Below are 21,770 nucleotides of genomic sequence, written 5' to 3'. Positions count from 1 at the left end.
CAGGCGTCAGACCGCGCCTGCTTCGCGCAGGCCGGCGATGGCGGCCGCGTCGTAGCCCAGGGCGCTGAGCAGTACTTCGGTGTGTTCGCCCAGCGCAGGGCCGACCCACTCGGTGGAGCCGGGGGTTTCCGAAAGCTTCGGTACGATGCCTGGCATCTTGAAGGGTTTGCCGTCTGGCAGGCGCGCCTGCAGGAACATTTCCCGCGCCAGGTATTGCGGGTCGTTGAACATGTCCTCGGCAGAATAGATGCGGCTTGCAGGTACTTCGGCGGTGGTGAGCACCAACATGAGCTGCTCCAGCGGCTGGCTGTTGGCCCAGCGGTCGATCACCCCATAGAGCTCGTCACGGCGCAGGTCGCGGCCATCGTTGGTGGCCAGTGACGGGTCATCGGCCAGGTCGGCGCGGCCTATGGCCTGCATGAAACGTTTGAAGATCGCATCGCCATTGGCGCCGATCTGCACATGCTTGCCATCGGCACTGGTGTGGATGGAGGAGGGCGTGATGCCGGGCATGATATTGCCGGTGCGTTCGCGGATGAAACCGAAGACGTCGAATTCCGGGACCATGCTTTCCATCATGGCAAAGATCGCCTCGTACAGCGCCACGTCCACCACTTGGCCCTGGCCGCCGTTGACCTCGCGGTGCCGCAACGCCATCAAGGCCCCGATCACCCCCCATAGCGCGGCAATCGAATCACCGATGGAGATGCCGGTGCGCACGGGCGGGCGGTCGTCGAAGCCGGTGATGTAGCGCAGGCCGCCCATGGACTCGCCCACCGCGCCAAAACCTGGCTGGTCTTTCATCGGCCCGGTCTGGCCGAAACCCGACAGGCGTACCATGACCAAGCGCGGGTTGAGCGCGTGCAGCACATCCCAGCCCAGGCCGAGCTTTTCCAGCACGCCGGGGCGGAAGTTCTCGATCAGGATATCGGCCTCGGCCAGCAGGCGCTTGAGGATCTCGCGGCCGTCCGGGTGCTTGAGGTTGAGGGTCAGTGACTGTTTGTTGCGTGCCTGCACGAACCACCACAGCGACGTGCCTTCGTACATCTTGCGCCATTTGCGCAGCGGGTCGCCGCCGTCGGGGGACTCGACCTTGATCACCTCGGCACCGAACTCGGCACAGATGCGCGACGCGAACGGGCCAGCGATCAGGGTCCCGAGTTCGATGACTTTCAGGCCGGCGAGGGGTTTGCTGGGCGTAGACATGGGGCATCCGTGGCAACTGGGCAGAGCCGTGGTTTTATCATAGCTCCGAAGCGGCAGATACTGCCGCGGCGCAACGAGGGGCAGGATCGGTTAGACTGTGTGACTTTTCTTTGCGCAAGAAGCCCGTCGACCATGGCCCAGCCGTCCACTACCTACAAATTCGAACTGAATCTGACTGACCTTGATCGCAACGTCTACCAAAGCGTCAAGCAGACCATTGCCCGTCACCCTTCGGAAACCGAAGAGCGTATGGCCGTTCGTCTGTTGGCCTACGCACTCTGGTACAACGAGCAATTGTCGTTTGGTCGTGGTCTGTCGGATGTCGACGAACCGGCGTTGTGGGAAAAGAGCCTGGACGATCGCGTCCTGCACTGGATCGAAGTCGGCCAACCGGATGCCGACCGCCTGACCTGGTGCTCCCGTCGCACCGAGCGCACCAGCCTGCTGGCCTACGGTAGCCTGCGCGTGTGGGAGACCAAGGTGGTGCCTGCGGTCAAGGGCCTGAAGAACCTGAACATCGCTGCAGTGCCGCAGGAGGTGCTGGAAACCCTGGCCACCGACATGCCGCGCAGCATCAAGTGGGACGTGATGATCAGCGAAGGCACGGTGTTCGTCACCGATGACCGTGGCCAGCACGAAGTGCAGCTGGAGTGGCTGCTCGGTGAGCGTGGCTGACCTGACCCTTTCCTGATTGCCGAAGACCCCATGCGTATCGAACCTCGCCCCCTGCCGTCGACCTTGCCCTTGCTGGGTAACCTGCCACCCTTGTTGACCCGTCTGTATGCCGCCCGCGGCGTGCAGACCGAGGCCGAACTGGACAAAAGCCTGGCGCGGCTGTTGCCGTACCAGCAACTCAAAGGTATCGAGGCGGGGGTAGACCTGCTGGTCGAAGCCCTCGACCAGCGCCAGCGTATTCTTATCGTCGGCGACTTCGACGCCGACGGTGCCACTGCCAGCACCGTTGGCGTGTTGGGCCTGCGTTTGCTGGGTGCGGCCCACGTCGATTACCTGGTGCCCAACCGTTTCGAATTCGGCTATGGCCTGACGCCGGAGATCGTCGACGTTGCACTGCAGCGCCAGCCGCAGTTGCTGATCACCGTCGACAACGGCATCTCCAGTGTCGATGGCGTGGCGGCAGCCAAGGCGGCGGGGCTCAAGGTGCTGGTCACCGACCACCACTTGCCGGGTGAACAATTGCCCGACGCCGATGCGATCATCAACCCGAACCAGCCGGGCTGTGACTTCCCGAGCAAGTCGCTGGCCGGGGTCGGGGTGATCTTCTATGTGCTCATGGCCTTGCGCGCACGCCTGCGCAGCCTGGGGCGCTACGACACGCAAGCACAGCCGAACATCGGCGAGCTGCTCGACCTGGTGGCGCTGGGCAGCGTCGCCGACGTGGTGCCGCTGGACGCCAACAACCGCATCCTGGTGCACCAGGGCCTCGAACGCATTCGTGCCGGCCGCGCTCGGCCGGGCCTCAAGGCGATTCTTGAGGTGGCCCGCCGTGATCACCGGCGCATCACCTCCACCGACCTGGGCTTCATTCTGGGCCCGCGCTTGAACGCGGCTGGGCGCTTGGACGACATGAGCCTGGGCATCGAATGCCTGCTGTGCGAAGACGCCGCCCTGGCCCAGGAAATGGCCCAGCAGCTGGACGACCTCAACCAGGACCGCAAGTCTATCGAGCAGGGCATGCAGCGCGAGGCGCTGGCCCAGCTCAAGGACCTGCCCGTCGAATCGATGCCGTACGGCTTGTGCCTGTTCGACGCCGACTGGCACCAGGGCGTGATCGGGATCCTTGCCTCACGCTTGAAGGAACGTTATCACCGGCCGACCATCGCCTTTGCCGATGCCGGCGACGGCATGCTCAAGGGCTCGGCACGTTCGGTGCCGGGTTTTCACATCCGCGATGCGCTGGATGCGGTGGCGGCGCGCCATCCGCAGCTGATCAGCAAATTCGGCGGGCACGCCATGGCCGCCGGGTTGTCGTTGCCTGAAGGCAACTTCCCCGCGTTCGCCGAGGCGTTTGACCAGGAAGTGCGGCGCCAGCTGCGCGAAGAAGACCTCACCGGCCGGCTTCTGTCGGATGGCAGCCTGGCCGTGGAAGAGTTTCACCTCGACCTGGCCAAGGCCCTGCGCCACGCCGGGCCATGGGGGCAGCACTTCCCAGAGCCGTTGTTCCATGGTGTGTTCCAGCTGGTCGAGCAGCGAGTGGTCGGCGAGCGGCACCTGAAAGTGGTGCTCAAGAGCGAATGTGGGTCGGTGAGGCTTGATGGCATTGCCTTCGGCGTCGACCGCGAGGTGTGGCCGAACCCTACCGTGCGTTGGGTGGAGCTGGCGTACAAGCTGGATGTGAACGAGTTTCGCGGTAATGAGAGCGTGCAGTTGATGATTGCCCACATGGAGCCGCGCTGACGGTTTCAAGGTGATTGGCTTGGGTGTTGTGGTGCGGCGGATATCGAGCGCCGCCCGCGCGGCGCTTCGCAGCACAAGGCTGCTCCATTTGTTTCGGGCCAGTCACTTCTGTGAGGTCACCTCTATTCGCCTTGTCTGCCCCGTCGATATCGAAGGGGCATCGCTGTTTTTAATCAATCTCCAGCCATGCACCTAGGGTGCGCGCGCCTATGGCACAGGAATAATTGGCCCGAAACAGATGTGGGAGCAGCCTTGTGCTGCGAAGCGCCGCGCGGGCGGCGCTCGATCTCATAGGCGCTGCAAACCTGTCGGCGTACACCTGGAGGCCTTGCCTCATCAAACCAAACACCCAGCATCCCACCCCAAATCCCATGGAACCTCCCCCCCACCCATTCTGGTCTAGTCTGAAGTTATGACCGGACCTGGGCCAGGGACGTGCAATTGAGTGTCCGGGCCGGATCACCATTGGAGTCCTTGGGAGGTGCCCTCATGAGCCTGCTGCTCGAGCCTTACACCCTGCGTAAGCTGACGTTGCCCAACCGCATCGCGGTCTCGCCGATGTGCCAGTATTCCGCTGTCGATGGCTTGGCCAACGACTGGCATCTTGTCCATTTGGGTAGCCGCGCCGTCGGTGGCGCTGGGCTGGTGATCACTGAAGCCGTGGCGGTTACCGCCGATGGCCGCATTACCGCCGAAGACCTCGGCCTGTGGGACGACGTCCAGATCGCGCCGCTGCAACGCATTACCCGCTTCATTACCGCCCAGGGTGCTGTGCCGGGCATCCAGCTGGCCCACGCCGGGCGCAAGGCCAGCACCCATCGCCCATGGCTGGGCAAGCATGGCAGCGTCAAAATCGAGGACGGTGGTTGGCAGCCGGTGGGGCCGTCGAGAATTGCCTTCGACCCTGAACACACAGCACCGCGTGAGTTAAGCAAGGACGAGATCCAGGAAGTTGTAGCCGCGTTCGTCAAAGCGACCGAACGGGCATTGGACGCAGGCTTCAAAGTGGTCGAAATCCACGCGGCGCATGGCTATTTGCTGCACCAGTTCCTCTCGCCCCTGAGCAACCAGCGCCGCGATGAATATGGTAGTTGTTTCGAAAACCGCATCCGCCTGACCCTGCAGGTAACTGAGGCAGTGCGCAAAGTCTGGCCGCAGGAGCTGCCGCTGTTCGTTCGCGTTTCAGCGACCGACTGGGTCGAAGACGGCTGGAACCCTGACGAAACCGTCGAGCTGGCACGGCGCCTGCGCTCGCTAGGCGTCGACCTTATAGATGTTTCATCCGGCGGCACGTCGGTCAACGCCGAGATCCCGACCGGCCCCGGCTATCAGACCCGCTTCGCCGAGCGCGTGCGCAAAGAGTCGGAAATCGCCACCGGCACCGTGGGCATGATCACCGAGCCGGCCCAGGCCGAGCACATCCTGCGTACCGGCCAGGCCGACGTCATTTTCCTCGCCCGCGAACTGCTGCGCGACCCTTACTGGCCGCTGCATGCCGACGATGACCTGGGCGGCAACAAGGCCACCTGGCCGGCGCAGTATCAACGGGCTACCAGCCGGGCTAACCCGATTCATGAGTCGGATTTGCGGGATTAGACTGAGTGGTTTGCGGGTGTCTGGCTTAGGGTGTGAGGGGTGCTGACATCGAGCGCCGCCCGCGCGGCGCTTCGCAGCACAAGGCTGCTCATTTGTTTCGGGCCAGTCACGCCTGTGCCTGCGCGCGCGACCACCTTGTTTGTACGTCTCGATATCAAGGCGGGCGCCAAGGAGCCGCGCGCCCATGGCGCAGGGATAATTGGCCCGAAACAGATGTAGGAGCAGCCTTGTGCTGCGAAGCGCCGCGCGGGCGGCGCTCGATCTCGAAGGCGCTACAAATCCACTGACAAGCCCCAACTCAATGCTTGATCATCACATGCCGCACACAGGTGTAGTCCTCCAGCCCATACACCGACATATCCTTCCCATACCCCGAATGCTTCTGCCCGCCATGGGGCATTTCGCTGACCAGCATGAAGTGGGTGTTCACCCAGGTGCAGCCGTACTGCAAGCGCGCCGCCAGGCGATGGGCGCGGCCGGTGTCGCGGGTCCACACCGATGACGCCAGGCCGTAGTTGGAATCGTTGGCCCATGCCAGCGCCTGCGTCTCGTCAGTGAAGCGGGTCACCGAGACCACCGGGCCAAATACTTCGTTGCGCACGATCTCGTCATCCTGCAGAGCATCAGCCAGTACGGTTGGCTCGAAGAAGAAGCCGTCGCCCTCAATCGCCTTGCCACCGGTCACCAGGCGAATGTGCGGTTGGGCGATAGCCCGCTCCACAAGACCTGCGACCTTGTCGCGGTGCTGGGCACTGATCAGCGGCCCCAGTTCCGTGTCCTCGGCGTCCTGCAGGCCGGGCTTGAGGCTGGCCACCGCTTCGCCCAGGCGTTGCACGAATTGCTCGTAGATGCCGTCCTGCACATACAGGCGGCAAGCCGCGGTGCAGTCCTGGCCGGCGTTGTAGAAGCCGAACGTGCGGATACCCTCGATGGCGGCGTCGATGTCGGCATCGTCGAACACCAGCACCGGTGCTTTGCCGCCCAGCTCCATGTGCATGCGCTTCACACTGTCGGCGGTGGCGCTGATGATGTGCGCGCCGGTGGGGATCGAACCGGTCAGCGACACCATGCGCACTTTCGGGTGGGTGACCAGCGGCGTGCCGACGGTTTGGCCACGGCCGAAGAGGATGTTGAGCACGCCAGGTGGCAGCAGCCCTTGCGCCAGCTCGCCCAGGCGCAGTGCGGTGAGCGGCGTCAGTTCGGACGGTTTGATCACTACGGTGTTGCCGGCTGCCAGGGCCGGCGCGACTTTCCAGGCCAGCATCATCAGCGGGTAGTTCCACGGCGCGATCGAGGCGACCACGCCCAGTGGGTCGCGGCGGATCATCGAGGTGTGCCCTGGCAAGTATTCGCCGGCCGCCGAGCCGCCCAGGCAGCGCGCCGCCCCGGCGAAAAAGCGGAACACGTCGGCAATCGCCGGGATTTCGTCATTCAGCGCAGCACTGAAGGGCTTGCCGCAGTTCTGCGATTCGAGCCGGGCCAGTTCCTCGCCATGCTGCTCGATGGTGTCGGCCAGCGCCAGCAATGCCAGGGAGCGGTCCTTGGGGCTGGCTTGTGACCAGCCCTCGAACGCCTGGTCGGCGGCACGCACGGCGCTGTCGACCTGCGCTTCGCTGGCTTCGTTGATTTGCGCCAGGGCGCTGCCCGAGGCGGGGTTGAGCACGGTCCAGGCCGGCCCCTCGCCGGCGACCAGGTGACCGTTGATCAGCATCTGCGTTTGCATGGAAGACTCCTCCAGGGTCATTTGCCACTGCCCGCGACGCTTTCGCCGCCGCGGGTCAGGTAATAGGCGCCGAGGATCGGCAGCATGGTCACCAGCATCACCAGCATGGCGACCACATTGGTCACGGGCACGTCGCGCGGGCGGCTGAGCTGGTTGAGCAACCAGATCGGCAGCGTGCGTTCGTGCCCTGCGGTAAAGGTGGTCACGATGATTTCGTCGAACGACAAAGCGAAGGCCAGCATGCCACCTGCCAGCAGTGCCGAGCCGAGGTTGGGCAGGATGATGAAGCGGAAGGTCTGCCAGCCATCCGCGCCCAGGTCCATCGAGGCTTCGATCAGGCTTTGCGAGGTCCGCCGCAGGCGGGCGATGACGTTGTTGTAGACGATCACCACGCAGAAGGTCGCGTGGCCGACCACGATGGTGAACAGGCCAGGTTCGATGCCCAGGCTCTTGAATGCGGAGAGCAGGGCGATACCGGTGATGATGCCGGGCAGGGCAATCGGCAAAATCAGCATCAGCGAGATGCCCTCCTTGCCAAAAAAGCTGCGCCGGTACAGCGCCGCCGAGGCCAGGGTGCCGAGCACCAGAGCAATCAGCGTGGCCAGGCAGGCAACCTGCAGCGACAGCTTGATGGCTTCGAGCACATCCGGGCGAGCGAAGGCCACGCTGAACCACTTCAGGGTGAAGCCCTGGGGCGGGAAGCTGAACGCGGCGTCTTCGGTGTTGAAGGCGTAGAGGACGATGATCAGGATCGGGAAGTGCAGGAACAGCAACCCGCCCCAGGCCGCCAGGCGCAAGCCGGTTGATGCGTTTTCAGAGTGCATCGAATGCCCCCAGGCGCTTGACGATGGACAAGTAGACCGCGATCAGCACGATAGGCACCAAGGTAAACGCGGCGGCCATTGGCATGTTGCCGATCGCCCCTTGTTGGGCATAGACCATGCTGCCGATGAAGTACCCGGGCGGGCCGATCAGCTGCGGCACGATGAAGTCGCCCAGGGTCAGGGAGAAGGTGAAGATCGACCCCGCGGCAATGCCCGGGATCGACAGCGGCAAAATCACCTGCCAGAAGGTTTGCCTGGGCCTGGCCCCCAGGTCCGCCGAAGCTTGCAGCAAGGACGGCGGCAGGCGCTCCAGCGAGGCCTGAATCGGTAGGATCATGAACGGCAGCCAGATGTACACGAACACCATGAAGCGCCCCAGGTGCGAGGTCGACAGGGTACTGCCGCCAACGCCAGGCACTGTCAGCACCGCCTGCAGCAGGCCGTCCAGGTGCAGCACCTGAACGAACCACTGGGCCACGCCGCCCTTGGCCAGCAGCAAGGTCCAGGCGTAAGTCTTGACGATGTAGCTGGCCCACATCGGCATCATCACCGCGATGTAGAAAAATGCCTTGGTCTTGCCGCTGGTGTAGCGCGCCATGTAGTAGGCGATCGGGAAGGCCAGTACCGCGCTGGCCAGCGAGACTGCCACTGCCATGCCCAAGGTGCGCAGGATGATGTCGAAGTTCGATGGGTTGAACAGCGCCGCGAAATTGCCCAGGGTCAGGTCCGGGGTCACCGCCATGGTGAAGTCGTCGAAGGTATAGAACCCCTGCCACAGCAGGTTCAGCAACGAGCCCAGGTAGATCGCCCCGAACCAGGTCAGTGGCGGGATCAACAGCAGCATCAGGTAGAGATTGGGGCGCCGGTACAACAGGTTGGAGAACCTGCGCAGCGGGCTTGGGTTGGCGCGCGGGGCGTTCATCTCAGCGGCCCTCGTCGAGCACGGTTTCCTGCAGCGCCGTCATCGCTTCACGGGGCCAGCGCGCCAGTACCCGCTGGCCGGCCTGCCAGGTTGACGGCTGTGCCTGCCAGCGGTCGTTGGCCTGGCTTACTGTCAGCAGCTGGCCGCTGTCCAACTGCAGCTCGAAGCGGGTCGCGCTGCCTTGATACTGCACGTCGTGCAACAGGCCACTGACTTGCACTTCATGGCTGGCAGCGGCCTGTTCGCCCAGGCGGATATGCTCGGGGCGGATGGAAAACGGCGCGGGGCTGCCATTGAGCTGCTCGGCCAACGCGCCGCGCACCACGTTCGAGGTGCCGACGAACTCGGCGACGAAGGTAGTGGCCGGCTTCATGTACAGGTTGCGCGGGGTGTCGACCTGTTCGATGCGCCCGCGGTTGAACACCGCAACCCGGTCGGACATCGACAGCGCTTCGGTCTGGTCGTGGGTGACGAAGATGAAGGTGATCCCCAGCTGGCGCTGGAGTTTTTTCAGTTCGCCCTGCATTTGCTCGCGCAGCTTCAGGTCCAGTGCACCCAGCGGTTCGTCGAGCAACAGCACCCGTGGGCGGTTGACCAGGGCGCGGGCGAGGGCGACGCGCTGGCGCTGGCCGCCGGACAGCTGCGCCGGTTTGCGCGCACCGTAACCGGCCAGCGCCACCATCGCCAAGGCCTCTTCAGCGCGGGCGTGGCGCTCGGCCTTGGCCACGCCTTTGACCTTGAGGCCGTAGGCGATGTTGTCGCGCACGTTCATGTGCGGGAACAGTGCGTAGTCCTGGAACACGGTGTTGACGTCGCGTTGGTAGGGCGGCACGCCTGCAGCTTCGACGCCATGGATGCGGATCGAGCCAGTGTTGGGTTGTTCGAAGCCTGCGATCAGGCGCAGGCAGGTGGTCTTGCCCGAGCCGGAAGGGCCGAGCATGGAAAAGAACTCGCCATCTTCGATGTCGATGCTGACCTGGTCGACGGCCTTGACCTCGCCGAAGGTGCGTGAAACGTGGGTGAACTGGACGGCTAGGGGCATGGGCGGTACTCAGCTGTGCTTGTAGTGCCTGCACCGGCCCTTTCGCGGGGCAAGCCCGCTCCCACAGGGGCCATAGCGACGCTGCCCTTGTGGCAGCGGGCTCGTCCCGCGAAGGGGCCGGTGCAGGCTCATTCGACCTTAGCGTCCACCCATGATCGCAATATAATCCTGCGTCCACCGGCTGTACGGCACGAACTTGCCCCCCTGTGCCTGCGGGGTCTTCCAGAAGGCAATCTTGTCGAAGTTGTCGAAGCCATTGGTCTTGCACCCTTCGGCGCCCAGCAGTTCGCTGCCGGTGCAGGCCGCAGGCACCGCGGGCAACGAGCCGAACCAGGCCGCCACATCACCTTGCACCTTCGGTTGCAGCGACCAGTCCATCCATTTGTAGGCACAGTTAGGGTGCTTGGCCTCGCTGTGCAGCATGGTGGTGTCGGCCCAGCCCGTGGCGCCTTCTTTCGGAATGGTCGAGGCCACCGGCTGGTTCTCCGCTTTCAGGCCGTTGACCATGTAGCCCCAGGAGCTGGACGCGGCCACGCCTTCGTTCTTCACATCGCTCATCTGCACCGTGGCGTCATGCCAGTAGCGGTGAATCAGCGGCTGCTGCTGGCGCAACAGTTCGAGCACCGCCTTGTACTGGGTCTCGTTCAGTTCGTAGGGGTCCTGGATGCCCAGTTCCGGCTTCGCCGACTTCAGGTACAGCGCCGCATCGGCGATGTAGATCGGCCCGTCGTAGGCTTGTACGCGGCCTTTGTTCGGCTTGCCGTCGGGCAGGTTTTGCGGTTCGAAGACCACGCCCCAGCTGGTCGGCGGCTGCTTGAATACCGTGGTGCTGTACAGCAGCACGTTCGGCCCCCATTGGTACGGGGTGCCGTAGGCTTGCTTGTCGACCACGTACCAGCCGCCGTTTTGCAGGCGCGGGTCGATGTTCTTCCAGTTGGGGATCAGCGCGGTGTTGATCGGCTGTACCCGCTTGCCGGCGATCAGCCGCAGCGACGCGTCGCCCGAGGCGGTGACCAGGTCGTAGCCGCCCTTGGTCATCAGGCTGACCATTTCGTCCGAGGTGGCGGCGGTCTTGACGCTGACCTTGCAGCCGGTTTCCTTTTCAAAGCCGGTGACCCAATCGTAGGCCTTGTCGCTTTCACCGCGCTCGATGTAGCCGGGCCAGGCGACGATATCCAGGCGCCCTTCGCCGGCTCCCAGGGCTTTGAGCGGTTCGGCGGCCTGCAGGCTGGCGCTGGCGAGCAACGCGCCAGTCATGGCGCCGAGCAATGCGGTCTTGTGCGCTGACATGGTGTTCCCTCTTCTTGGAGATCTGGGTCGGGGCAGTCATCAAGCAAGCAGTGGAGCGATTGTTATAAGCGTAGTGCGATTGCGCGAGGTATTGGCGATATCGAGTCTAGTTGGCTTTTTGCTGGCCAATGCAACATCCGGAAGCAAATCCCCCCGTGGCGATCGCGTGGGCAAGGCTTAATCTGGCCATTCTTTTGCGACGTCTGGAGGCACCTGAATGAACACCCGCGGACTGCTCGACCAACTGCTCAAGTCCGGCCAGCAACTGCTCGAAAAACAGGCCGGTAAAGGTGGCTCAGGCAAGCCTGGCACCAGCGCCGGTGGCCTTGGCGGCCTGCTCTCCGGCGTGGGTGGCGGCGCGTTGGGGGCAGGGGCGCTGGGCCTGTTGCTGGGTAGCAAGAAGGCCCGCAAATATGGCGGCAAAGCCCTGACCTACGGTGGCCTGGCTGCGCTCGGGGTGCTGGCCTACAAGGCCTACGGCAACTGGCAGGCGCGCCAGCCGGGGGCAGGGCAGGCGCCCGAGCCGCAAACCCTCGACCGCCTGCCACCGGCCCAGGCCGAGCAGCACAGCCAGGCGGTGCTGCGCGCCCTGGTGGCAGCGGCCAAGTCCGATGGCCATATCGATGAGCGCGAGCGCGCCTTGATTGAAGGCGAGTTCACCCGCCTGGACACCGACCGCGAACTGCAACACTGGCTGCACGATGAGCTGAACAAACCGCTGGACCCGGCCGAAGTGGCGCGTGCTGCGCAAACACCGGAAATGGCCGCCGAGATGTACCTGGCCAGTGTAATGATGGTCGATCAGGAAAACTTCATGGAGCGCGCCTACCTGGACGAACTCGCCCGGCAGCTGCGCCTGGACCCGGCATTGCGCCAGGAACTGGAGAGCCAGGTGCGGCTCGCCGCAGGCCAATAGCAGGCGACTTGGCTTGTCCATCAGGCAAGGATGCCTGAATACCCCGCATTTCAGCCGCAAAAGCGTAGGATGCCTGGGCTATACTTCGGCGATTTTTCCCGCTCGTTGTGAATTCCTGAGGGCTGAATGTGAAGAACTGGACCTTGCGCCAACGGATCCTGGCAAGTTTCGCCGTGATCATCGCCATCATGCTGCTGATGATCGTAGCCGCCTACTCGCGGCTGGTGGCGATCGAAAGTGCCGAGGAGGCAGTGGGGACCGACAGCATCCCCGGGGTCTACTACAGCTCGATGATTCGCAGTGCCTGGGTCGACAGCTACGTCACCAGCCAGCAATTGGTGGGCTTGTCCAACCGCCGCGAAATCACCTCGGCGGACCTGGAACTGTTCAAGAGCTTCGAGGACCGCCTCAAGCAGCACATGGCCAGTTACCAGAACACCATCAAGGACAGCGACGACCAGGCCCGCTTCGACAGCTTCGTGCAGCTGGAACAGAACTACATCAAGATCGTCGGCCAGGTGCTGGACACCTACCGCCAGCGCAACTATGACGAAGCCGAACGGCTGATCATCGAAGTGCTCACCCCGGCGTGGGTCGATGGCCGCAAGCACCTCAACGACGTGATCGAGAACAACCGTGCCTCGGCCGACGCCGCCACCCACGATATCGTCAGCGCCGTCAGCACAGCCAAGGGCAGCATGATGGTTTCGCTGCTGCTGGCAATCGTTGCCGCCGGGATCTGCGGGTTGCTGCTGATGCGCGCCATCAGCGCCCCCATGCAGCGCATCGTCCACGCCCTCGACAGGCTGCGTTCGGGTGACCTGAGCATGCGCCTGAGCCTGGACCGCAAGGACGAGTTCGGCGCCATCGAAAGCGGCTTCAACGAAATGGCCGAGGCGCTGGCCAACCTGGTGTCCCAGGCCCAGCGGTCATCGGTGCAGGTGACCACCTCGGTGACCGAGATCGCCGCCACGTCCAAGCAGCAGCAGGCCACCGCCACCGAGACCGCCGCGACCACCACCGAAATCGGCGCCACCTCGCGGGAAATCGCCGCCACTTCGCGTGACCTGGTACGCACCATGACCGAGGTCACCTCTGCCGCCGATCAGGCCTCCAGCCTGGCCGGCTCCGGCCAGCAAGGCCTGGCCCGCATGGAAGAAACCATGCACCAGGTGATGGGCGCCGCCGACCTGGTCAATGCCAAGCTCGGCATCCTCAACGAAAAGGCCAGCAACATCACCCAGATGGTGGTGACCATCGTCAAGGTGGCCGACCAGACCAACCTGTTGTCGCTCAATGCCGCCATCGAAGCGGAAAAAGCCGGCGAATATGGCCGTGGCTTCGCCGTGGTGGCGACCGAGGTACGCCGCCTGGCTGACCAGACCGCGGTGGCCACCTACGACATCGAGCAGATGGTGCGCGAAATCCAGTCGGCGGTGTCGGCCGGGGTCATGGGCATGGACAAGTTCTCTGAAGAAGTGCGCCGCGGCATGTTCGAGGTGCAGCAAGTGGGCGAGCAGCTCAGCCAGATCATCCATCAGGTGCAGGCCCTGGCGCCGCGTGTGCTGATGGTCAACGAGGGCATGCAGGCCCAGGCCACCGGCGCCGAGCAGATCAACCAGGCGTTGGCCCAGCTGAGCGATGCCAGCACCCAGACGGTCGAGTCGCTGCGCCAGGCCAGTTTTGCCATTGACGAGCTCAGCCAGGTGGCAGCAGGCCTGCGTGGCGGCGTGTCGCGATTCAAAGTCTGACGACCATGAACGACCTGCAATCCCGCGCAGCGCAGGCAAGCGACGCCAAGGGCGCGTTGTACCTGCAGTTTCGCATCGCTGACCAGCGTTTTGCCCTGGACGTGCACGAGGTGATCGAGGTGCTGCCGCGTCGGCCGCTCAAGCCGATTGCCCAAGCGCCGTCGTGGGTCGCGGGCATCCTTGCGCACCGCGGCGCACTGGTGCCGGTGGTCGACCTGTCGGCACTGAGCTTTGGCCAGGCGGCGGCGCAACGCACCAGCACGCGGCTGGTGCTGGTGCGTTACCGGGGCGACCTGCAGCTTGGGCTGATCCTTGAACAGGCCACCGAGACCTTGCGTTGCCGCCCCGAAGAATTCCAGCCGTATGGCTTGGACAACGGCGACGCACCGTACCTGGGGCCCGTGCGCCAGGATGCCCAGGGCCTGGTGCAGCGCATCGCCGTTGATGACCTGCTGACTGATGCCGTGCGTGAGCTGTTGTTTGCCGATGAACGCGGGGCCTCTGCGCCAGGAATGCCGACATGATTGAACAGCGTTTCTTCCGCTATCTGCACGAGCGCATCGGCCTGGACGTGGAGTCGGTAGGTGCGCCGATGGTCGAGCGTGCCTTGCGCCAGCGCTGCAGTGCCGTGAACGCCGTGGACCTGGACGACTACTGGCTGCGCCTGCAGCAGTCGGCGGACGAGCAACAGGCCCTGATCGAGGCGGTCATCGTCCCCGAGACTTGGTTCTTCCGTTATCCAGAATCCTTCACGGCCCTGGTGGGCCTGGCCCATAAGCGCCTGGCAGAACTGGCCGGCGCACGCCCGGTGCGGCTGCTCAGCCTGCCGTGCTCGACCGGCGAGGAACCTTATTCCCTGGCCATGGCGCTGCTCGATGGCGGCATGAGCCCTGGCGCGTTCGTGATCGATGGCATCGACATCAGCCCCCTTTCGGTGGCCAAGGGTGAGCAGGCGGTTTACGGGCGCAATGCGTTTCGCGGCAGCGACCTGGGCTTTCGCGAGCGCTTTTTCGATGCGCTCGGTGACGGCCACCGCTTGCATGATCGCGTGCGTCAGCAAGTCAGCCTGCAAGTGGGCAATGTGCTGGACCCGGCCCTGGCCAGCCGCGATGGCCTGTACGACTTCGTGTTCTGTCGCAATCTGTTGATTTATTTCGACGTGGCCACCCAGCAGCGCGTGTTCGAGGTGCTCAAACGCCTGGCTCATCCGCAGGGTGTGCTGTTTATCGGGCCTGCCGAAGGCAGCTTGCTGGCGCGGCTGGGCATGCGCCCGCTGGGTATCGCTCAATCGTTCGCCTACGTGCGTCAGGAGGGCGCTGTGGCACCGGCCCGCGCACTGCCCGCGCCGCCAGCCAAGCGCGCGCTGCCGCCTTTGCCCCTGCCCGTGTACCCGCCGCCGACGCCGTCATTGGCGCGGCCGTTGCGAGCGCTTCCGTTCACTGCCAAGGCGCCACTGCCAGCGGACAGCAAAGGCGAGAACGAAGCCGAACTGCTGGCCAGTATTGCCCGGCATGCCAACGCGGGCGCCAGTGCGCAGGCGCGTGCCGCCTGCCAGCGCTACTTGAGCCAGTTCGCGCCGACTGCGCAGGTTTACTACTGGCTGGGCTTGCTCAGTGATACCGAAGGCGACGCCGGCCAGGCGCTTACCCACTATCGCAAGGCCCTGTACCTGGAGCCGCAGCACCCCGAAGCCTTGGTGCACCTGGCGGCCTTGCTCGCGGCCCAGGGCGACCTGGCAGGCGCCCAGCGTTTGCAGGCGCGTGCTGCACGGGCGGGACGGGAGCCTGAACGATGAGGGGTGAATCCGCGATGCAACTGCTTGCGCAGGCCGACGAGCGCATCGACGACTGCTGGAACCGCATCGGCGTGCACGGTGACAAACAGTGCCCGCTGCTGGAGCGGCATATTCATTGCCGCAACTGTGACGTGTATGCCGCTGCCGCCACGCGCCTGCTCGACCGTTATGCCCTGCTGCAGGATGACCACGCCGCAGTTGCGCCAGCGGCCGAGGAATCGGTTGGCCGCTCCATGCTGCTGTTCAGGCTCGGCGAAGAATGGCTGGCCTTGGCGACCGCCTGCCTGGCTGAAATCGCCCCCTTGCAGGCGGTGCATTCGCTGCCGCACCAGCGTTCCCGAATGCTGCAGGGCGTTGCCAATGTGCGCGGTGCATTGGTGCCGTGCCTGTCGCTGGCTGACTTGCTGGGTGTGCAGCCGGCTGCTGGGCAGCAACGCAGCGGCCGCGAGATGCCGCGCATGCTGATCCTGGCTGCCGAAGGGGGGCCGGTGGTGATGGCGGTCGAGGAAATCGACGGCATTCACCGGCTTGACCCGACGCTGCTGGGCAGTGGCCAGGACGCTACCCACTTCACCGCGGCGGTGCTGCAGTGGCGCGGCCGCAGTGTGCGGGTGCTGGACGATCAACACTTACTGTCTGCGGTGCAGCGGAGCCTGTCATGACCCCAGAGCAAATGCGCGACGCATCGTTGCTCGAGCTGTTCAGCCTGGAAGCCGAGGCGCAGACCCAGGTACTCAGCGCCGGCCTGATGGCGCTGGAACGCAACCCCACCCAGGCCGACCAGCTGGAGGCCTGCATGCGCGCGGCCCACTCCCTGAAGGGGGCAGCACGTATTGTCGGGGTCGATGCTGGCGTGAGCGTGGCCCACGTGATGGAGGACTGCCTGGTGGCGGCGCAGGAAGGCCGCTTGCGGCTGAGCGCCGAGCATATCGATGCGCTGCTGCAGGGGACCGACCTGTTGATGCGCATCGCCACGCCGGGTGACGCGGGCGCCCAAGCGACACTGCCGGTGTTCCTCGCGCAGATGGCCAGCTTGCTGGACCCGGGCGCGGCACCAGCGTCGCTGCCAATGGCGATGGCCATGCCGTCGCCGACAGCGCCCGTGCCAACCCTGCCTGTCGAGCCCTTGGCGATGGCCCCCGAGCCCATGGACGTGGACGTCGAGCTTGAGCCCGCGCCGCGGCGCAAGGCCGGTAAACGCGCCGGCGAAGGCGCTGAGCGGGTGCTGCGGGTCACGGCCGACCGCCTCAACAGCTTGCTCGACCTGTCCAGCAAGTCGTTGGTCGAGACCCAGCGGCTCAAGCCTTACCTGGCCACCCTGCAGCGCCTCAAGCGCATGCATGGCCAAGGGATGCAGGCACTCGATGGTTTGCGCATGCAACTGGAGGACAGTGGCCAGAGCAGCGAGGTGCTCGAAGCCCTGGCCCAGACCCAGCGCTTGTTGGTCGAGACCCAGCAGATTCTGCAGCAGCAGGCCGCCGACCTCGACGAGTTCGGCTGGCAGGCCAGCCAGCGTGCGCAATTGCTCTATGACACGGCGCTGGCCTGCCGGATGCGGCCCTTTGCCGACGTTCTGGCCGGGCAGAGCCGCATGGTCCGTGACCTTGGCCGGTCTCTGGGCAAGCCGGTGCGCTTGGTCATCGAAGGCGAAAAGACCCAGGTCGACCGCGATGTGCTGGAAAAGCTCGAAGCGCCGCTGACCCACCTGCTGCGTAATGCGGTCGACCATGGCATCGAACTGCCAGAGCGGCGCCTGCTGGCAGGCAAGGCGCAGGAGGGCGTGATTCGCCTGCGTGCCTCGCACCAGGCCGGCATGCTCAGCCTCGAGCTGATCGACGATGGCGCCGGCATCGACCTGGAGCGCCTGCGCAGCGCTATCGTCGAACGGGCCATGTCGCCGGCCGACACCGTGGCTCGGATGAGCGAGGCCGAGCTGATCACGTTCTTGTTCCTGCCCGGCTTCAGCCTGCGCGACAAGGTGACTGAGGTGTCAGGGCGCGGGGTTGGCCTGGACGCCGTGCAACACATGATCCGCGAGCTGCGCGGGTCGATCGAATTGACCCAGCTGGCCGGGCAGGGCTGCCGCTTCCACCTGCAGGTGCCGCTGACGTTGTCGGTGGTGCGCAGCCTGGTGGTGGAAGTGGGCGGCGAAGCCTATGCCTTCCCGCTCGCGCACATCGAACGCACGCTGGAGGTGACGGCCGAGCAGATCGTGCAGATCGAAGGGCGTCAGCATTTTTGGCATGAAGGGCGGCACATCGGCCTGGTGGCGGCCAGCCAGTTGCTCAATCGCCCGGCAGGGCAAACCGAGGAAAGCAGCCTGCGGGTGGTGGTGATTCGAGAGCGCGAGCAACTCTACGGGGTAGCCGTGGAACGCTTGATCGGGGAGCGGGTGCTGGTGGTGATGCCCCTAGATCCGCGCCTGGGCAAGGTCCAGGACATCTCCTCCGGGGCATTGCTCGACGATGGCTCGGTGGTGCTGATCGTCGACGTCGAAGACCTGCTGCGTTCGGTGGAAAAACTGCTCAGTACCGGCAGCCTGGAGCGCATCGAGCGGGGCAACAGTGGCACCCGCGGCCTGGCGCGCAAGCGCATCCTGGTGGTCGACGACTCGCTCACCGTGCGCGAACTGCAGCGCAAACTGTTGGGTAACCGCGGTTACGAAGTGGCTGTGGCGGTGGATGGCATGGACGGCTGGAATGCCCTGCGCGGCGAAGACTTCGACTTGCTGATCACCGACATCGACATGCCGCGCATGGATGGCATCGAACTGGTCACCCTGGTACGCCGGGACCAGCGCCTGCAATCGCTGCCGGTGATGGTGGTGTCGTACAAGGACCGTGAGGAAGACCGGCGGCGTGGCCTGGACGCTGGCGCCGACTACTATTTGGCAAAGGCCAGTTTCCACGACGATGCGTTGCTGGATGCTGTGGTGGAGCTGATTGGAGGTGCTCAGGGATGAAGATCGCCATCGTCAACGATATGCCCATGGCGGTGGAGGCGTTGCGCCGGGCGCTGGCCTTCGAGCCCGCGCACCAGGTGATCTGGGTGGCGGGCAACGGCGCCGAGGCGGTGCAGCGGTGCGCCGAGCAGCAGCCAGACCTGATCCTCATGGACTTGATCATGCCGGTGATGGATGGGGTAGAGGCGACGCGGCGGATCATGGCCGAAACCCCCTGCGCCATCGTCATCGTCACGGTCGACCGCAAGCAGAACGTGCACCGGGTGTTCGAGGCCATGGGCCATGGCGCGCTGGATGTGGTCGATACCCCGGCCTTGGGCGCGGGCGATGCCCGTGAGGCGGCGGCGCCACTGCTGCGCAAGATCCTCAACATCGGCTGGCTGATAGGCCAGCAGCGCACGCCGGCCGCGCGCCCGGTTGCCACGCCATTGCGCGAGGCATCCCAGCGTCGTGGCTTGGTGGCAATCGGTTCGTCGGCCGGCGGCCCGGCCGCCCTTGAGGTGCTGCTCAAGGGCTTGCCGCCGGCATTCCCGGCGGCCATCGTGCTGGTCCAGCACGTCGACCAGGTATTCGCCGCAGGCATGGCCGAATGGCTCAGCAGCGCTGCCGGCCTGCCGGTGCGCCTGGCCCGTGAGGGCGAGCCGCCGCAGCCGGGGCAAGTCTTGCTGGCGGGCACCAACCACCATATCCGCCTGCTGCAAAATGGTCAGCTGGCCTACACTGCCGAACCCGTCAACGAAATCTACCGGCCTTCGATCGATGTGTTCTTCGAGAGCGTGGCACGCTACTGGAGCGGCGATGCGGTGGGTGTGCTGCTCACCGGCATGGGCCGCGACGGTGCCCAGGGCCTCAAACAGATGCGCCAGCAGGGCTTCCTGACCATCGCCCAGGACCAGGCCAGCAGTGCCGTATACGGCATGCCCAAGGCCGCCGCGGCGATTGACGCGGCGGTGGAAATCCGCCCGCTGGAGCGAATCGCCGGGCGATTGATGGAATTCTTTGCAAAATGACGATATGTAATGAATCACGCCGCCTGGTCGGCGGTGATCAGGTGAATAGGCATGAATGATCTACCGATCGAAGGTTTCGCGACCACCAACGAGAACTCGGCGATGGTGCTGTTGGTCGACGATCAGGCAATGATCGGCGAGGCGGTGCGTCGTGGCCTGGCCCATGAAGACAACATCGACTTCCATTTCTGCGCCGACCCGCACCAGGCCGTGGCCCAGGCCATGCGCATCAAGCCGACGGTGATCCTGCAGGACCTGATCATGCCGGGCCTGGATGGGCTGACGCTGGTGCGTGAGTACCGCAACAACCCGGCTACCCAGGATATCCCGATCATCGTCCTGTCGACCAAGGAAGACCCGCTGGTGAAGAGCGCGGCGTTTGCTGCGGGGGCCAACGACTACCTGGTCAAGTTGCCGGACAACATCGAACTGGTGGCGCGCATTCGCTACCACTCGCGTTCCTACCTGACGTTGCTCCAGCGTGACGAGGCGTACCGCGCCCTACGGGTCAGCCAGCAGCAGTTGCTCGATTCCAACCTGATGCTGCAGCGGTTGATGAACTCCGATGGCCTGACCGGGCTGTCCAACCGGCGGCACTTCGACGAATACCTGGAGCTGGAATGGCGCCGGGCCATGCGTGAGCAGCAGCAGTTGTCGTTGTTGATGATCGATGTGGACTACTTCAAGGCCTACAACGACAGTTTCGGGCATTTGGCGGGTGATGAGGCGTTGCGCCAAGTGGCTGAAGCGATCCGTGGCTCGTGCTCGCGGCCGACTGATCTGCCGGCGCGTTATGGCGGCGAGGAGTTTGCCTTGGTGTTGCCCAATACGTCCCCAGGCGGGGCGCGGCTGATTGCCGAGAAACTGCGCCAGACGGTGTTGGCATTGGGCATACCGCACACGGCGCCAGCGGCGGATTCGCGGTTGACGGTGAGCATTGGCCTGGCGACCCAGACACCGGCGGTGGGCGGGCATTGCCGGCAGTTGATTTCGGCGGCGGACAAGGGGCTGTACCTGGCCAAGAATGGGGGGCGTAACCAGGTGGGTATCGCTTGAGGTTGCGGCTGCGGCGTAGTGCGTCGTAGTTCCGGGTGCAGGGTACCGCCCGGCGGGTCTGCCGCCATGCGTTGGACTCGGTTATACTCGCAGGCTTTTCACCGAATTCGCACGAGAGCCGTCGCCCATGGAAATCCAACCGATCCTGAACACCATCAAGGACCTCACCGAGCGTTCCCAGTCAATTCGGGGGTATCTTTGACTACGATCAAAAGCATGACCGCCTGATCGAAGTCAACCGCGAGCTGGAAGACCCGGCCGTCTGGAACAAGCCTGAGTATGCCCAGGCCCTGGGCCGCGAACGTGCCATGCTGGCACAGGTCGTCGAGACGTTGGACAAGATGGCCAACGGCCTGGCCGACTGCAAGGACCTGCTCGACATGGCCGTCGAGGAAGAGGACGAAAGCGCCGTCGGCGACGTCGTGACCGAGCTGGAAGGCCTGGAAGAAAAACTGGCCCAGCTTGAGTTCCGTCGCATGTTCAGCGGCGAGATGGACATGAACAACGCCTACCTGGACATCCAGGCCGGCTCCGGCGGTACCGAAGCACAGGACTGGGCCAACATCCTGCTGCGCATGTACCTGCGCTGGGCCGACAAGCGCGGTTTCGACGCCACCATCATCGAGCTCTCCGAAGGTGAAGTCGCCGGCATCAAGGGCGCCACCGTGCACATCAAGGGCGAATATGCCTTCGGCTGGTTGCGCACCGAAATCGGCGTGCACCGCCTGGTTCGCAAGAGCCCGTTCGACTCCGGCGCCCGTCGCCACACCTCGTTCTCGGCGGTATTCGTGTCGCCCGAGATCGACGACAAGGTCGAAATCGACATCAACCCGTCCGACCTGCGCGTCGACACCTACCGCTCCTCAGGCGCCGGTGGTCAGCACGTAAACACCACCGACTCCGCGGTGCGTATTACCCACGTGCCGACCAACACCGTGGTGGCTTGCCAGAACGAACGCTCCCAGCACGCCAACAAAGACACCGCCATGAAAATGCTGCGGGCCAAGTTGTACGAGCTGGAGATGCAGAAGCGCAACGCCGCTTCCCAGGCGCTGGAAGACAGCAAGTCGGACATCGGTTGGGGCCACCAGATCCGCTCCTACGTACTGGATGACTCGCGCATCAAGGACTTGCGGACCGGCGTTGAGCGCAGCGACTGCCAGAAGGTGCTGGACGGCGACCTCGACCAGTACCTGGAAGCGAGCCTCAAGCAAGGGCTGTAAGCCGCACACCACTGCCGCGATGCCTGGCTACCCGCCGGC

The 21,770-nt window shown here is 64.6% G+C and carries 18 protein-coding genes; 12 read left to right on the top strand and 6 right to left on the bottom strand.

Annotation, left to right across the window (positions count from 1 at the left end):
• Positions 1 to 6: 6 nt before the first annotated feature.
• Entirely contained in the window at positions 7 to 1,206 is a 1,200-nt protein-coding gene (locus AC5PZ0_RS26280) for a CaiB/BaiF CoA transferase family protein (protein ID WP_493856041.1), read from the bottom strand.
• A gap of 132 nt (positions 1,207 to 1,338) precedes the next feature.
• On the opposite strand from AC5PZ0_RS26280, the gene AC5PZ0_RS26275 reads away from it, so the two are divergent.
• The 3 genes from AC5PZ0_RS26275 to AC5PZ0_RS26265 all read left to right on the top strand — a co-directional run bounded on the left by AC5PZ0_RS26275 (position 1,339) and on the right by AC5PZ0_RS26265 (position 5,217).
• Positions 1,339 to 1,881, top strand: a complete 543-nt coding sequence (locus tag AC5PZ0_RS26275; protein WP_027595733.1) for a YaeQ family protein — start codon at positions 1,339 to 1,341, stop codon at positions 1,879 to 1,881.
• Between the two features lie 30 nt (positions 1,882 to 1,911).
• Positions 1,912 to 3,621 (top strand): single-stranded-DNA-specific exonuclease RecJ, encoded by a 1,710-nt coding sequence (recJ, locus tag AC5PZ0_RS26270; protein ID WP_252826912.1) that lies wholly within the window; start codon positions 1,912 to 1,914, stop codon positions 3,619 to 3,621.
• A gap of 489 nt (positions 3,622 to 4,110) precedes the next feature.
• Positions 4,111 to 5,217: an NADH:flavin oxidoreductase/NADH oxidase gene (locus AC5PZ0_RS26265; RefSeq protein ID WP_493856040.1), complete on the top strand. Its 1,107-nt coding sequence runs from the start codon at positions 4,111 to 4,113 to the stop codon at positions 5,215 to 5,217.
• 298 nt (positions 5,218 to 5,515) lie between these two features.
• On the opposite strand, the gene AC5PZ0_RS26260 is transcribed toward AC5PZ0_RS26265, so the two are convergent.
• The 5 genes from AC5PZ0_RS26260 to ydcS all read right to left on the bottom strand — a co-directional run bounded on the left by AC5PZ0_RS26260 (position 5,516) and on the right by ydcS (position 11,018).
• The gene (locus tag AC5PZ0_RS26260; protein WP_493856039.1) at positions 5,516 to 6,940 is read right to left on the bottom strand and encodes a gamma-aminobutyraldehyde dehydrogenase; all 1,425 of its coding nucleotides are present in this window, start codon (positions 6,938 to 6,940) and stop codon (positions 5,516 to 5,518) included.
• A 17-nt stretch (positions 6,941 to 6,957) separates the two neighbouring features.
• Positions 6,958 to 7,764 carry an ABC transporter permease gene (locus AC5PZ0_RS26255; protein WP_493856038.1) on the bottom strand — a complete coding sequence of 269 codons (807 nt, stop codon included), beginning with the start codon at positions 7,762 to 7,764 and terminating at the stop codon, positions 6,958 to 6,960.
• Positions 7,754 to 8,686 carry an ABC transporter permease gene (locus AC5PZ0_RS26250; RefSeq protein ID WP_099428464.1) on the bottom strand — a complete coding sequence of 311 codons (933 nt, stop codon included), beginning with the start codon at positions 8,684 to 8,686 and terminating at the stop codon, positions 7,754 to 7,756. The genes AC5PZ0_RS26255 and AC5PZ0_RS26250 overlap by 11 nt, the downstream gene beginning before the upstream one ends.
• Position 8,687: 1 nt before the next feature.
• Positions 8,688 to 9,728 (bottom strand): ABC transporter ATP-binding protein, encoded by a 1,041-nt coding sequence (locus AC5PZ0_RS26245; protein ID WP_493856037.1) that lies wholly within the window; start codon positions 9,726 to 9,728, stop codon positions 8,688 to 8,690.
• Positions 9,729 to 9,866: 138 nt separating this feature from the next.
• Positions 9,867 to 11,018: a putative ABC transporter substrate-binding protein YdcS gene (gene ydcS / locus AC5PZ0_RS26240; RefSeq protein ID WP_027595740.1), complete on the bottom strand. Its 1,152-nt coding sequence runs from the start codon at positions 11,016 to 11,018 to the stop codon at positions 9,867 to 9,869.
• 217 nt (positions 11,019 to 11,235) lie between these two features.
• Here ydcS and AC5PZ0_RS26235 point away from each other — a divergent pair, with 217 nt between their 5' ends.
• The 9 genes from AC5PZ0_RS26235 (at position 11,236) to prfB (ending at position 21,731) form a co-directional block, all read left to right on the top strand.
• Entirely contained in the window at positions 11,236 to 11,934 is a 699-nt protein-coding gene (locus AC5PZ0_RS26235; RefSeq protein WP_085272725.1) for a tellurite resistance TerB family protein, read from the top strand.
• Positions 11,935 to 12,062: 128 nt separating this feature from the next.
• The gene (locus AC5PZ0_RS26230) at positions 12,063 to 13,685 is read left to right on the top strand and encodes a methyl-accepting chemotaxis protein (protein WP_099428466.1); all 1,623 of its coding nucleotides are present in this window, start codon (positions 12,063 to 12,065) and stop codon (positions 13,683 to 13,685) included.
• Between the two features lie 5 nt (positions 13,686 to 13,690).
• Positions 13,691 to 14,209 carry a chemotaxis protein CheW gene (locus AC5PZ0_RS26225; protein WP_493856036.1) on the top strand — a complete coding sequence of 173 codons (519 nt, stop codon included), beginning with the start codon at positions 13,691 to 13,693 and terminating at the stop codon, positions 14,207 to 14,209.
• The gene (locus AC5PZ0_RS26220; protein ID WP_493856035.1) at positions 14,206 to 15,480 is read left to right on the top strand and encodes a CheR family methyltransferase; all 1,275 of its coding nucleotides are present in this window, start codon (positions 14,206 to 14,208) and stop codon (positions 15,478 to 15,480) included. Before AC5PZ0_RS26225 ends, AC5PZ0_RS26220 begins: the two co-directional genes overlap by 4 nt.
• Positions 15,477 to 16,142, top strand: a complete 666-nt coding sequence (locus tag AC5PZ0_RS26215) for a chemotaxis protein CheW (protein ID WP_238216430.1) — start codon at positions 15,477 to 15,479, stop codon at positions 16,140 to 16,142. The genes AC5PZ0_RS26220 and AC5PZ0_RS26215 overlap by 4 nt, the downstream gene beginning before the upstream one ends.
• Positions 16,139 to 18,442, top strand: a complete 2,304-nt coding sequence (locus AC5PZ0_RS26210) for a hybrid sensor histidine kinase/response regulator (protein WP_265969390.1) — start codon at positions 16,139 to 16,141, stop codon at positions 18,440 to 18,442. Before AC5PZ0_RS26215 ends, AC5PZ0_RS26210 begins: the two co-directional genes overlap by 4 nt.
• Positions 18,439 to 19,452, top strand: a complete 1,014-nt coding sequence (gene wspF, locus AC5PZ0_RS26205; protein ID WP_027595747.1) for a Wsp signal transduction system protein-glutamate methylesterase WspF — start codon at positions 18,439 to 18,441, stop codon at positions 19,450 to 19,452. The genes AC5PZ0_RS26210 and wspF overlap by 4 nt, the downstream gene beginning before the upstream one ends.
• A 51-nt stretch (positions 19,453 to 19,503) precedes the next feature.
• Positions 19,504 to 20,508, top strand: a complete 1,005-nt coding sequence (gene wspR, locus AC5PZ0_RS26200) for a Wsp signal transduction system regulator diguanylate cyclase WspR (RefSeq protein ID WP_027595748.1) — start codon at positions 19,504 to 19,506, stop codon at positions 20,506 to 20,508.
• Positions 20,509 to 20,635: 127 nt separating this feature from the next.
• Positions 20,636 to 21,731 (top strand): peptide chain release factor 2 gene (gene prfB, locus AC5PZ0_RS26195; protein ID WP_493856034.1). Its coding sequence is split into 2 segments (ribosomal slippage): positions 20,636 to 20,707 and positions 20,709 to 21,731, totalling 1,095 coding nucleotides; the frame shifts between segments, so codons are not numbered across the junction.
• The last annotated feature ends 39 nt before the right edge of the window (positions 21,732 to 21,770 follow it).

The organism is Pseudomonas sp. 5.2 (assembly GCF_059025405.1).
Note: the sequence above shows the minus strand (reverse complement) of the source record. Positions and strands in the feature narration are given on the sequence as shown.

What these genes read in the sequence shown, in the direction of transcription:
- AC5PZ0_RS26280 (WP_493856041.1), bottom strand. Translation starts at nt 1,206, where the DNA reads ATGTCTACGCCCAGCAAACCCCTCGCCGGCCTGAAAGTCATCGAACTC.
- AC5PZ0_RS26275 (WP_027595733.1), top strand. Translation starts at nt 1,339, where the DNA reads ATGGCCCAGCCGTCCACTACCTACAAATTCGAACTGAATCTGACTGAC.
- recJ (WP_252826912.1), top strand. Translation starts at nt 1,912, where the DNA reads ATGCGTATCGAACCTCGCCCCCTGCCGTCGACCTTGCCCTTGCTGGGT.
- AC5PZ0_RS26265 (WP_493856040.1), top strand. Translation starts at nt 4,111, where the DNA reads ATGAGCCTGCTGCTCGAGCCTTACACCCTGCGTAAGCTGACGTTGCCC.
- AC5PZ0_RS26260 (WP_493856039.1), bottom strand. Translation starts at nt 6,940, where the DNA reads ATGCAAACGCAGATGCTGATCAACGGTCACCTGGTCGCCGGCGAGGGG.
- AC5PZ0_RS26255 (WP_493856038.1), bottom strand. Translation starts at nt 7,764, where the DNA reads ATGCACTCTGAAAACGCATCAACCGGCTTGCGCCTGGCGGCCTGGGGC.
- AC5PZ0_RS26250 (WP_099428464.1), bottom strand. Translation starts at nt 8,686, where the DNA reads ATGAACGCCCCGCGCGCCAACCCAAGCCCGCTGCGCAGGTTCTCCAAC.
- AC5PZ0_RS26245 (WP_493856037.1), bottom strand. Translation starts at nt 9,728, where the DNA reads ATGCCCCTAGCCGTCCAGTTCACCCACGTTTCACGCACCTTCGGCGAG.
- ydcS (WP_027595740.1), bottom strand. Translation starts at nt 11,018, where the DNA reads ATGTCAGCGCACAAGACCGCATTGCTCGGCGCCATGACTGGCGCGTTG.
- AC5PZ0_RS26235 (WP_085272725.1), top strand. Translation starts at nt 11,236, where the DNA reads ATGAACACCCGCGGACTGCTCGACCAACTGCTCAAGTCCGGCCAGCAA.
- AC5PZ0_RS26225 (WP_493856036.1), top strand. Translation starts at nt 13,691, where the DNA reads ATGAACGACCTGCAATCCCGCGCAGCGCAGGCAAGCGACGCCAAGGGC.
- AC5PZ0_RS26220 (WP_493856035.1), top strand. Translation starts at nt 14,206, where the DNA reads ATGATTGAACAGCGTTTCTTCCGCTATCTGCACGAGCGCATCGGCCTG.
- AC5PZ0_RS26215 (WP_238216430.1), top strand. Translation starts at nt 15,477, where the DNA reads ATGAGGGGTGAATCCGCGATGCAACTGCTTGCGCAGGCCGACGAGCGC.
- AC5PZ0_RS26210 (WP_265969390.1), top strand. Translation starts at nt 16,139, where the DNA reads ATGACCCCAGAGCAAATGCGCGACGCATCGTTGCTCGAGCTGTTCAGC.
- wspF (WP_027595747.1), top strand. Translation starts at nt 18,439, where the DNA reads ATGAAGATCGCCATCGTCAACGATATGCCCATGGCGGTGGAGGCGTTG.
- wspR (WP_027595748.1), top strand. Translation starts at nt 19,504, where the DNA reads ATGAATGATCTACCGATCGAAGGTTTCGCGACCACCAACGAGAACTCG.